This is a genomic window from Streptomyces sp. NPDC047042 (assembly GCF_040644035.1).
In the GTDB taxonomy this organism is placed as follows: Bacteria; Actinomycetota; Actinomycetes; order Streptomycetales; family Streptomycetaceae; genus Streptomyces.
In genome coordinates this window covers 38475-49312 of the sequence record NZ_JBEYVP010000061.1, presented here as the reverse complement: position 1 = coordinate 49312, position 10838 = coordinate 38475, and the positions used below count along the sequence as shown (strand labels likewise).

Here is a 10838-nt window from a genome sequence, read left to right as displayed (position 1 = left end):
GGTGCCGATACCGCGCCCGCCCGCGTCCGGCGCGAGATAGACGGTCACCTCCACCGTGGTGCCGTACGCCGGCTTCGCGCGGAAGGGGCCCGATGTGACATACCCCAGAATCCGCTGTGAGTCCATGTCCGTGGCAACCAACAGGCGGTGCGGGCCGTCTACAGGGTAGGAGAACAGCCAAGGACGGCGTTCCTCCGGTGTGAAGACTTTGGTGTCGAACGTGGTGGGAGTCTCGCGCACGTAGTGGTTGTAGAGGTCGGTGAGGGCCTTGAGGTCAGCCTCGACACCTGGTCTGACCTGCACCTCAGTACATTCCGACGACATCATGCCTCCTCGTGTGGCGGCACAGGGTACTGCAAGATCAGAAAATAGGGGGCCTGCGTGGGAATTCTGTCCTGATTCCAGGCGTTGTTTCCTTCGGATGCCGGGCACGCGAGGAGTGTGCTGAGCGTTCACAGACCAACAGGGACAACAACGACCACCCGCTGACCCCACATCGCAAGGGAGCAAGCATGGCAACCCGTGCCGTCGCCCGTCGTACGTCTTCCGCCACCGGCGGGACCGTCGGCGGCGCACGCAGTGTTCGCGCCCATGGCGGCGAGATCGCCGACCGCGACCTGGTCGGCATGTACTTGGACGAGATAGCAAGGACCCCGTTGCTCGACGCCGCGAGGGAGGTCGAGCTGTCGCAGACCATCGAGGCCGGTGTGTTCGCGCGGCAGATCCTCGACGGCGAGACGGACGCCAAGGCAGACGCCACCGTGGAGGAACTCGAGGCGCTCGTCGCCGAGAGCGAGCGGGCCAAGGACATCTTCATCCGCTCCAACCTCCGGCTGGTCGTCGCCGTGGCGCGCCGCTACCCCCGCAGCGGCCTGCCTCTCCTCGACCTGATCCAGGAGGGCAACGCCGGCCTGGTGCGCGCGGTCGAGAAGTTCGACTACCGCAAGGGCTTCAAGTTCTCCACGTACGCCACCTGGTGGATCCGGCAGGCCATCACCCGTTCCATAGCCGACCAGTCACGCACGATCCGCCTCCCCGTCCACCTGGTCGAGGAACTGGGCCGGATCCGGCGAGTGCAGCGCGAGTTCAACCGCAAGAACGGGCGCGACCCGGAGCCCGCGGAGATCGCCGCCGAGCTGGACACGACCGCGGAGCGCGTGACCGACGTCCTGGACTGGGCGCGTGACCCGGTCTCCCTGAACATGTCGGTGGACGACGAGGGCGAGACCCAGTTCGGCGACCTCCTGGAGGACACGTCGGCGGTGTCGCCGGAGCAGTCCGTGCTGACGCTGCTGCGCAGCGAGGAACTGGACGACCTGATCGGGCGCCTAGACCAGCGCACGGCTTCCATCATCAAGATGCGGTACGGGATCGTCGACGGGCGGGAGCGGACGCTGACGGAGGTGGGTAAGGAGCACGGGCTTACCCGAGAGCGGATTCGGCAGATCGAGAAGCATGCGTTGCTGGAACTGAAGAAGTTGGCTCGGGATACCGGGTTCGACGCGGCGGCGTAGTTCCACGAGTAGCTCCGCTGGATCGGCGGGTTGTTGCCCGCAGGCCGGTGGGGGCTGGTCGCGCAGTTCCCCGCGCCCCTAAAGGCGGTCGGATCGGCGTACCGGAATCGGTACTGGGGGCGCGTTTGGTGGTGCGTGCGCCGGGTGGCGTGCGACTGTTCGGTGGTGCGTGCGCGGGGTGGCGGGAGGCCGCGCAAAGATTGCGGTGTCAGGCTGCTTCAAACCCTCGGGTCCGGGGCACAAGACCTCAGGGCCCAGGACACGGGTCCGGGCGGCAACGCCCCGGATCCCCTGAGCCAAGTCCCGGCGCAACCCCCCCCAGCGTCGGGACCTCCCTAGCCGGGCCTCGGTACCTAACCCCCCCCAGGTGCCGGGGCCCGGCTCACTTCTGCCCAGGTCCGCCCGGCCCGACGGCCTCGCCACGCGTCAGGGGCGGGGCACCCCGTACCTGAACACCGGGGTGGCCCGCCCGAATGGCAGATTGTGCCACAGCGGCATAACGTGGCGTCCGTGTCCCACCCCACTTCCTCCACTTCCTCCACTTCCGCCACCTCCTCCGGCCCTGCCGGTTCGCTCACCGAGCGGCGCAAGTACGCGACCCGGATGGAGATCGCCCGGGAGGCGGCACGGCTCTTCGTGACCAACGGGCTGCGGGCCACCCGCGCCGAGGACATCGCCCAGGCGGCCGGGGTCGCGCCGCGCACCTTCTACCGGTACTTCGCCACCAAGGAAGAGGCCGTCGGCCCTGTCTTCGGCGCGGGCATCGAATGGTGGGCCGGGGCGGTGCGCGAGGCCCCGGCCGCGCTGTCCGTGCCGCAGGCCCTGGAACACGCGGCACTGCGGGTGCTGACACCCGGCGACGTCGTGTCGCCGGGCTCCCTCGACTGGGCCCGCACCCTGCTCCGGCTGGCGCAGGAGAGCCCCGGCCTGCTGCGGGTGTGGGCCGAGTGCTGCCGGGCAGCGGAACACACGCTTGCCCAGGCGCTGGCCTCACGGGGCGCGGACCCCGCCGACTCACCCGAGGCCCGCTTCGCGGCCGCCGTCGCCAGTGCCGCCGTACGCGTCGCCTTCGAGACCTGGGCGGCCGGGGACGCCCCGGCCGACGGTCCTTCGGGCCCGGCGGCACTGGCGGTGCGCAACCTTCGGGCCCTGCGGGACTTTCCTTGGAGCGGCGCCGCGAACGCGTGAGGGCGATCGGTCAGCCGCCCGTCGCCCTGGTCATCCGGGCGCCCAACTCACGTATGTGCTCGACCAGTTCGGGCGGCTCCCGGACCGTGAACTCGCACTCGACCGACGCGAGCCGCACCGCCAGCCACTCCACCGGGTCACCGACCGAGGAACGGATACGGCAGCTGTCCTCGTCGACGGGCTCGGGGGTGCCCAGCCAGGCCGGGACGCGGGCGGCGACGAACGCGGCCGGGGCGGCGAACGTCACCTCGAACACGTAGGTCTCCCGCTGTGTGCGCATCGACTGGCGCAGATACTCCGCCGCGTCGCCCGTAGGCAGCTCGCGCGAGGCGAAGCGGGCGCCCGTGGCGAAGGGGTCGCTGACCCGGTCGACGCGGAAGGTGCGCCAGTCGGCGCGGTCGAGGTCGTAGGCGACGAGATACCAGCGGCGGCCGGTCGACACGAGCCGGTGGGGCTCGGTCAGGCGTTTGGTGGGGGTGCCGTCCTTGGCGCGGTAGGCGAACCGCAGCCGCTCCTGGCCGGCCACCGCCGAGGCCATCACGGTCAGCGTCTCGGGGGCGATGACCGCGCCGTCCCCGCTGGTCAGCGGAGTGGTGGCGGCCTGGAGGGTGGAGACGCGCCGCCGCAGCCGCGAGGGCAGGACCTGCTCCAGCTTGGCCAGCGCCCGGACGGAGGCCTCGTCCAGCCCCTCGACCGCGTGCCCGGCGCCCGCCCGCAGCCCGACCGCGATGGCCACCGCCTCCTCGTCGTCGAGCACCAGCGGCGGCAGCGCCTTGCCGGCGACCAGCCGGTATCCGCCGTCGGAACCCTTGGACGCCTGCACGGGATAGCCGAGTTCACGCAGCCGGTCGATGTCCCGCCGCACGGTACGCCGTGACACCCCCAGCCGGTCGGCGAGCTCGCCGCCGGGCCACTCACGGGGTGTCTGGAGCAGTGAGAGGAGCTGAAGGAGCCGGGCCGGTGTGTCCGTCGTCATGAGTCCGTGTCCATGTCCGTCGTCATGAGTTCGAGGATGCCTCACCACTAGGACACAACCTGACCTAATGGGGTTCTAGCTTGAGTTCATGACCTCCACCGAAACACCAACGGTCGTGCCGGACCGGCGACGCTGGTTCGCCCTCGCCATCGTGATGACCGCGGCCTTCATGGACCTCGTCGACGTCACGATCGTCAACGTCGCGATCCCGTCCATCCAGCGCGAGGCAGGCGCCTCCTTCAGCCAGATCCAGTGGATCACCGCCGGTTACGCGCTCGCCTTCGCCGCCGGTCTCGTCACGGGCGGACGCCTCGGCGACATCCACGGCCGCAAGCGGCTGTTCCTCGTCGGCATCGGCGGCTTCACCCTCGCCTCCGCCCTCTGCGGCTTCGCCGCGAACGCGGAGATGCTGGTCGCCTCCCGCATCCTCCAGGGCGGCATGGCGGCGATGATGGTGCCGCAGGTCCTGTCGATCGTCCACGCGACCTTCCCGGCACACGAACGCGGCAAGGTGTTCGGCCTCTTCGGCGCGATCGTGGGCCTGGGCGCGGTGACCGGCCCGCTGCTGGGCGCGCTGCTCACCGAGTGGGACCTGTTCGGCCTCGGCTGGCGGCCCATCTTCCTGATCAACCTGCCGGTCGGCATCGCCGCCCTCGTCCTCGGCCACCGCTTCATCACGGAGTCGAAGGCGCCGAGGGCCCTCAAGCTGGACCTGGTGGGCGTCGCCCTCGTGACGCTGGGCCTGCTGATGCTGCTCTACCCGCTGACGCGCGGGCGTGAGCTGGGCTGGCCGCTGTGGGGCCACCTCTCGATGGTGGGCGCGCTCGGTGTCTTCGGCGCGCTGGTGGCGTACGAGCGGCGCAAGGCGCGGATCGACGGTTCGCCGCTGATCGAACTGTCGCTGTTCAAGGTGAAGAGCTTCGCCGCGGGCATCGCCGTGCAGATCGTCTTCGGGATCGGCCTGGGCATCTTCTTCCTGGTCTGGACGATGTACATGCAGTTCGGGCTGGGCTGGAGCCCACTGCGGGCCGGGCTGACCGGGGTGCCGTTCTCGATCGCGGTGTCGGCGGCGGCCGGGATGTCCGTACAGCTGCTGGTCCCGCGCTTCGGGCGCCGGGTGCTCCAGGCGGGCGCCCTGGTGATGGGCCTCGGCGTGCTGATCTACATCTGGGAGGCCGGACGGTACGGCCTGGCCATCGCCTCCTGGCAGATGGCGCTCCCGCTGGTGGTGATGGGCGCCGGCATGGGCCTGATCGTGGCCCCGCTGACCGACATGGTCCTGTCGGAGGTGCCCAGGGAGCATGCCGGGTCGGCGTCCGGGCTCATCAACACCGTGCAGCAGATGGGCAACGCGCTCGGACTCGGGCTGGTGTCGGTGGTGTTCTTCGGCGCGATGGGGGACCGGCTCGCGCGCAGCGAGGTGGGACCGGCGTTCGTCAACGCCTTCCAGCACGCGCTCGGTTGGGTGGCCGGGCTGATGGGCGTGATCTTCGTGGTGATGTTCGCACTGCCGAGGCGGCCGGCCGCGGGCGCCGAGCAGACGGCGGAAGCGCCGGCCGAGGCCGAGGACGATGGCGAGGGCGAGGGCGAGAAGGACCGGGAGCCGCAGCTCGTGCACTGAGCGCGACGCGTGCGGGCGCTGCTGGGGTCATGCCCGTTTGTGCCCACCTAATGCCCGAACCTGTTTACTTTCCGGAAATCAGGGCGTAGCCTCCGACTGAATCCACAAAGTAAACAGGTTCGGGCATCGGTCGGAGGCAAACGGACATGTACGCACCGGAGCGGCAGCAGGAGATCCTGCGGCTCGCCCGTGACGGCGGGCGGGTGGACGTGCTGTCCCTGGCCGAGGAGTTCCAGGTCACCGCGGAGACCATCCGCCGGGACCTCAAGGCCCTCGACCGCGCCGGCCTCCTGCGACGCGTGCACGGCGGGGCCATACCGGCCGGCCGCCTCGACTTCGAGCCGGACCTCACCGAGCGCGAGTCGACCTACGCCGACGAGAAGGACCGCATCGCCAAGGCGGCCCTCGCCGAACTGCCCACCGAGGGCACCCTGATCCTCGACGCCGGCTCGACCGTCGCCCGCCTCGCCGCCGCCATCCCGCTGGACGCGACGCTCACCGTCGTCACCCACAGCCTCCCGATCGCGGCCCGCCTCGCCGACCACCCCGGCATCCAGCTGCACCTCGTCGGGGGCCGCGTCCGGCACCGCACCCGCGCCGCCGTCGACGCCTGGGCACTGCGGGCGTACGGCGAGATCCGCGCCGACGTCCTGTTCGTGGCCGCCAACGGCTTCTCCGCCGAGCACGGGCTGACCACGCCCGACCTCGCCGAGGCCGCCGTGAAGCGGGCCGCTGTGGACGCCGCCCGCAGGGTGGTGCTCCTGGCCGACTCCACCAAGCACGGCGAGGAACACTTCGCCCGCTTCGGGGACCTGGGCGACGTGGACCTGCTGATCACCGACAGCGGGCTGAGCCCCGAGGACGCCACCGACCTCGAGCGCGGCGGCACGGAAGTGGTGCGCGCATGATCCTCACGGTCACACCCAACCCGTCCCTCGACCGAACGTACGAGGTCCCGTCGCTCGACCGGGGTGAGGTCATCCGCGCCACCGGTGAGCGGATGGACCCCGGCGGCAAGGGCGTCAACGTCTCGCGGGCCGTCGCCGCCGCCGGGCAGCGCACCGTCGCCGTACTGCCCCTGGGCGGAGCGCCCGGCGCGCTCGTCGCCGACCTGCTCGACGCCCAGGGCATCGAGGTCGCGCCGGTACCGATCGCCGGGGCCACCCGCTCCAACATCGCCCTCGCCGAGGCGGACGGCGTACTGACGAAGATCAACGCACCCGGCCCCGAACTCTCCCTCGTGGAACAGGAGTTGCTGCTGGAGACGGTACGCGGGCAGTCGGCCCACGCCGACTGGATCGCCTGCTGCGGCAGCCTCCCGCGCGGCCTCGCACCCTCCTGGTACGCCGACCTCGTCGCCCGTGCGCACGCCGCGGGCGCCCGGATCGCCCTCGACACCTCCGGCCCCGCCCTGCTGGCGGCCCTGCGTGAGCGCCCTGACGTCGTCAAACCGAACGCCGAGGAACTCGCCGAGGCGGTCGGCCGCCCTCTCGCCACCATCGGCGACGCGGTCAAGGCCGCCGAGGAACTGCGCGAACTCGGCGCGGCCGCCGTCCTCGCCAGCCTCGGCGCCGACGGACAACTCCTCGTGGAAGCCTCCGGCACCTGGTTCGGCACCGCCCGAGTGAACACGGTCCGCAGCAACGTCGGCGCGGGCGACTCCTCCCTCGCCGGCTTCCTGATCGCCGGCGGCCACGGCCCCGAGGCCCTCACCTCCGCAGTCGCCCACGGCGCCGCAGCAGTCCAACTCCCCGGCAGCGTCATGCCGACCCCATCGGACCTCGACCTGCCGGCCGTGTCGGTGACGAACGAGATCCCGATGGACCGCGCCCTGAGGGAGCCGGCGTCATGACCGCCGGCCCACGCGCCCTACGCGAACAGACGCCGCTCCGCCCGTCGGCCGTGGCGGGCGATGCGGCTGGTGCCTGGTCCGCCGGTGGTTTCGACGTTGCTGGGGAAGCGGGTGCCATGAGGCCCCGCCCGCGCGTCTTCCACGGACAGACGCCGCCCCGCCCGTCGGGCGTGGCGGGCGATGCGGCCGGTGCCTGGTCCGCCGGTGGTTTCGACCTTGCTGGGGAAGCGGGTGCGACAGGCGCGCGTCGGCCGACCGGCATTTCGCATGCCGCCGAGGGAGCCGGCCTCATGAGCTCCGGCCCGTGTGTCCTCCGCGACCGGACGGTGCCGAGGCCGTATGGCGCCGCAGGTGATGCGGCCGGCGTCCGGTTGGCTTGCGGTGTCCATGCTGCTGGGGGAGCGGGTGTCGTGAAGGCCCGCCCCCGTGGCCTCCGTGCAGCGGCCCCGCCGGCGTTTGCCACCGTCGCCGGTCGGTTGCCCGCCGGCGTCCGTCCCGTTGAGGGAGCCCGAACCGCGAGTTCCCCACCGCCCGTCCCCCCTGAACCGGCCCCGACGCGGCGGGGTTTCCCCGGCTCCGCCGCAACCGCCGGTCTTCCCCCGGACCCCCACCACCACCCGCCCCGCGCTACCCGCTGCACCCGCAGCACCCCCGTCCCCAGCCCCGCCCACCCCACTCCCCGGGCGATACGCGTGCGAAGGAGCCCGCGATGAGCGACATGATCACCGCGGACCTGGTCGACCTCGACCTGTCCGCCCAGACCAAGGACGCGGCGGCCCGTGCCCTCGCCGAGCGCATGGTGGCGAAGGGGCGGGTGACCGACCTCGACGGCTTCCTCGCCGACGTGGCCGCCCGCGAGGCGCAGATGCCGACCGGCCTCGACGGCGGCATCGGCATCCCGCACTGCCGAAGCGAACACGTCACCGAGCCGACGCTCGCCTTCGGGCGCAGCGCCGCCGGGATCGACTTCGGCGCGGCGGACGGCCCCGCCGACCTCATCTTCCTGATCGCGGCCCCCGCCGGCGCCGACGACGCCCATCTGACGATCCTCTCGTCGCTGGCCCGCCAGCTAATGAACGACGAGTTCACAGCGGCCCTGCGCTCGGTAAGCGACGCGGTGAGCGCGGCCGCCCTGATCCGCGGCGAAGAGCCCCCCGCCGCGGCCACCGAAGACTCCGCGACGGTTTCGGCGGCGGCCTCCGCCGAAACCGTCGCGGACACCCACCCCGACCACCCCGACGTGCGCCCGTTCCGTATCGTCGCCGTCACCTCCTGTCCGACCGGGATCGCCCACACGTACATGGCGGCCGAGTCCCTGGAGAACGCCGGCCGCGAGGCGGGCGTCGAACTCGTCGTCGAGACACAGGGCTCCGCCGGCTTCACCCGCCTCGACCCGGCGGTCATCGCCGACGCGGACGGCGTGATCTTCGCCCACGACGTGCCCGTACGGGAGAAGGAACGCTTCGCCGGGAAGCCGACCGTCGACGTCGGCGTCAAGGCCGGCATCAACAAGCCCGCCCAGCTCATCGCCGACGTACGCGGCAAGGCCGAGCGCGGCGAGGTCACCGCGAGCGCCACGGGCGGCGGCGCCGGGACCCCCGTCGAACGGGCCGGCGACTCCGGCGACAGCTACGGCACCAAGCTGCGCAAGTGGCTGATGACCGGCGTCAGTTACATGGTCCCCTTCGTCGCCGCCGGCGGCCTTCTGCTCGCCCTCGGCTTCGCCATCGGCGGCTGGGAGATCAACAAGGCGCCCTCGGTCATGGAGCACTTCTCCTGGACCCAGGTCGACAGCTGGGGCGCCCTGCTGTTCCAGATCGGCGGAGTCGCCTTTGGCTTCCTCGTCCCGGTCCTGGCCGGCTACATCGCCTACGGCATGGCGGACCGCCCCGGCCTCGTCCCCGGCTTCGTCGGCGGCATGATCGCGTTCAACATCAACGCCGGCTTCCTCGGCGGCCTGGTCGCCGGTCTGCTGGCCGGTGGCATCGTCCTGGCGATCCAGAAGATCAGGATCCCGCCGGTACTGCGCGGCATCATGCCCGTCGTGGTGATCCCGCTGATCTCCTCGCTGATCGTCGGCTTCCTGATGTTCGTCGTCGTCGGCAAGCCCATCGCCGAGGCCCAGAAGGGCATGACCGACTGGCTCTCCGGCCTCTCCGGCACCAACGCCGTCCTGCTCGGCGTACTCCTCGGCCTGATGATGTGCTTCGACCTCGGCGGCCCCGTCAACAAGGTCGCCTACGCCTTCGCCACCGCCGGTATCGCCGTCCAGGACCCGAGCGACGCCGCGATGAAGGTCATGGCCGCGGTGATGGCCGCGGGTATGGTCCCGCCGCTGGGCATGGCGCTCGCGACCACCGTCCGCAAGAAGCTCTTCACCGAGACCGAGCGCGAGAACGGCAAGGCCGCCTGGGTACTGGGCGCCTCCTTCATCTCCGAGGGCGCGATCCCGTTCGCGGCGGCGGACCCGCTGCGCGTCATCCCGGCCTCGATGGCGGGCGGCGCGGTCACCGGCGCCCTGTCGATGGCCTTCGGCGCCACGCTCCGCGCCCCGCACGGCGGCATCTTCGTGGTCCCGCTGATCGGCAGCCCGTTCCTCTACCTGATCGCCATCGCGGCAGGCACCTGCGTCACCACCGCCCTGGTGATCACCCTCAAGAGCATGCGCAAGCAGGCACCGGGCATTACGGCGGCGGAGGCCGCCGAGGGCAGCGCGGCCACCTCGGTCGAGAAGAAGGAGCCGGTGGCGGCCTGAGACCGCGACGAACACACCAACACCCCGGTGGGCCGGTCGTCAGGACGACCGGCCCACCGGGGTGTTGGTACCTCCGGCCGCGCTACGACGACGTCCGCGCCGGGATGTTCGGTGACTCCGGCCGCGCTACGACGTCCGCGCCGGGATGTTTGGTACCTCCGGCCGAGCTACGACGTCCGCGCCGCCCGGCGCTCCATCGCGTCCCGCGCCCCGTCCTCCGTCGGATACACCTCGCACATGTGCCGGCCGTCGGGCGTGGCCGTGTGCTCGACCTCCCACAGGGAGACCTCCTCGCCGCCCGGCAGCAGGAAGGCATGCTCGTAGAGCGAGAAACCGAGCCCGGCCCGGCCCGCGCGGCACGGCCGCCCGAACGCCTGGGTAATCTGGTGCGCGAACGCCGTCTCCAGCAGCTCGGCGATGTCGCCCCCCGGCCGGTCCGCGTTCTCCGCCCGCCTGAGTAACCTGCGCGCGTGATCCGCAGAGTGGTCGGGGACATACATGTGCCCCGGCTGGAGGACCGGCGCGAGCTGCACCATCACCGGCAGCTCGAAGTCAGGGGTGTCGGCGGGCAACGGAAGCCGGGCCGTCGCGGCGCGCAGCTCCTCCTCGTCGACGTACACCTCGGCCTGCGGACCCGCGCCGGGCGCCGTGTTGTGCACCAGCTCCCACAGAGTGAGCGCCGAACCGTCGGCAAGCAGCCAGGTGTGGCGGTACGTCTCGCGGTGCAGCCCCGCGCTGTGGTGCGCGGAGTGCAGCGAACTGTCGTGCGCCAGCGCGCACTCGAGCCGCCGTATGGCGTCATCGGGCAGTTCGAAGGAGTTCAACGCACGACCCAGGAGCCGCTCGAGATGCTCCTCCGGAGACTCGGGCGACTCGGGTGGTTCGTACGCTGCCGTCTCGTACGGAACGCTCAAGGCATCTCCCGGCGTTGC

General features: G+C 71.6%; 10 protein-coding genes. 6 read left to right on the top strand and 4 right to left on the bottom strand.

Annotated elements, in window-relative coordinates; genetic code table 11:
• The coding region (locus ABZ855_RS44480) for an N-acetyltransferase family protein (protein WP_360818464.1) at positions 1-324 on the bottom strand (324 nt) is incomplete at its 3' end.
• Positions 325-512: 188 nt separating this feature from the next.
• Between ABZ855_RS44480 and ABZ855_RS44475 the strand changes: the two genes are divergently transcribed.
• Positions 513-1514, top strand: coding sequence for a sigma-70 family RNA polymerase sigma factor (locus ABZ855_RS44475; protein ID WP_360818455.1), 1002 nt, complete (start codon positions 513-515; stop codon positions 1512-1514).
• Between the two features lie 603 nt (positions 1515-2117).
• On the top strand, positions 2118-2702 hold the full coding sequence (locus ABZ855_RS44470) for a TetR family transcriptional regulator (RefSeq protein ID WP_360818461.1): 585 nt from the start codon (positions 2118-2120) through the stop codon (positions 2700-2702).
• Between the two features lie 10 nt (positions 2703-2712).
• Here the strand turns inward: ABZ855_RS44470 and ABZ855_RS44465 are convergent, their stop codons facing one another.
• Positions 2713-3678, bottom strand: coding sequence for a YafY family protein (locus tag ABZ855_RS44465; RefSeq protein WP_360818452.1), 966 nt, complete (start codon positions 3676-3678; stop codon positions 2713-2715).
• Positions 3679-3766: 88 nt separating this feature from the next.
• Here ABZ855_RS44465 and ABZ855_RS44460 point away from each other — a divergent pair, with 88 nt between their 5' ends.
• The 3 genes from ABZ855_RS44460 to pfkB all read left to right on the top strand — a co-directional run bounded on the left by ABZ855_RS44460 (position 3767) and on the right by pfkB (position 7151).
• Complete coding sequence (locus ABZ855_RS44460; protein ID WP_360818449.1) at positions 3767-5299, top strand: MFS transporter; 1533 nt, start codon at positions 3767-3769, stop codon at positions 5297-5299.
• A gap of 146 nt (positions 5300-5445) precedes the next feature.
• A complete protein-coding gene (locus ABZ855_RS44455) occupies positions 5446-6207 on the top strand; it encodes a DeoR/GlpR family DNA-binding transcription regulator (protein ID WP_360818446.1) in 762 nt (253 codons plus the stop codon).
• The gene (gene pfkB, locus ABZ855_RS44450; protein ID WP_360818443.1) at positions 6204-7151 is read left to right on the top strand and encodes a 1-phosphofructokinase; all 948 of its coding nucleotides are present in this window, start codon (positions 6204-6206) and stop codon (positions 7149-7151) included. Before ABZ855_RS44455 ends, pfkB begins: the two co-directional genes overlap by 4 nt.
• A gap of 17 nt (positions 7152-7168) precedes the next feature.
• Here pfkB and ABZ855_RS44445 read toward each other — a convergent pair whose 3' ends face one another.
• Entirely contained in the window at positions 7169-7420 is a 252-nt protein-coding gene (locus ABZ855_RS44445) for a hypothetical protein (protein WP_360818440.1), read from the bottom strand.
• A 440-nt stretch (positions 7421-7860) separates the two neighbouring features.
• Here ABZ855_RS44445 and ABZ855_RS44440 point away from each other — a divergent pair, with 440 nt between their 5' ends.
• Complete coding sequence (locus ABZ855_RS44440; RefSeq protein WP_360818437.1) at positions 7861-9906, top strand: fructose-specific PTS transporter subunit EIIC; 2046 nt, start codon at positions 7861-7863, stop codon at positions 9904-9906.
• A 167-nt stretch (positions 9907-10073) separates the two neighbouring features.
• Here ABZ855_RS44440 and ABZ855_RS44435 read toward each other — a convergent pair whose 3' ends face one another.
• A complete protein-coding gene (locus ABZ855_RS44435) occupies positions 10074-10820 on the bottom strand; it encodes a DUF6227 family protein (protein WP_360818434.1) in 747 nt (248 codons plus the stop codon).
• Between the last annotated feature and the right edge of the window lie 18 nt (positions 10821-10838).

Coding starts and splice junctions, on each gene's coding strand:
- pfkB (WP_360818443.1), top strand. CDS start 6,204: ATGATCCTCACGGTCACACCCAACCCGTCCCTCGACCGAACGTACGAG.
- ABZ855_RS44445 (WP_360818440.1), bottom strand. CDS start 7,420: ATGCGAAATGCCGGTCGGCCGACGCGCGCCTGTCGCACCCGCTTCCCC.
- ABZ855_RS44465 (WP_360818452.1), bottom strand. CDS start 3,678: ATGACGACGGACACACCGGCCCGGCTCCTTCAGCTCCTCTCACTGCTC.
- ABZ855_RS44460 (WP_360818449.1), top strand. CDS start 3,767: ATGACCTCCACCGAAACACCAACGGTCGTGCCGGACCGGCGACGCTGG.
- ABZ855_RS44470 (WP_360818461.1), top strand. CDS start 2,118: ATGGAGATCGCCCGGGAGGCGGCACGGCTCTTCGTGACCAACGGGCTG.
- ABZ855_RS44455 (WP_360818446.1), top strand. CDS start 5,446: ATGTACGCACCGGAGCGGCAGCAGGAGATCCTGCGGCTCGCCCGTGAC.
- ABZ855_RS44475 (WP_360818455.1), top strand. CDS start 513: ATGGCAACCCGTGCCGTCGCCCGTCGTACGTCTTCCGCCACCGGCGGG.
- ABZ855_RS44440 (WP_360818437.1), top strand. CDS start 7,861: ATGAGCGACATGATCACCGCGGACCTGGTCGACCTCGACCTGTCCGCC.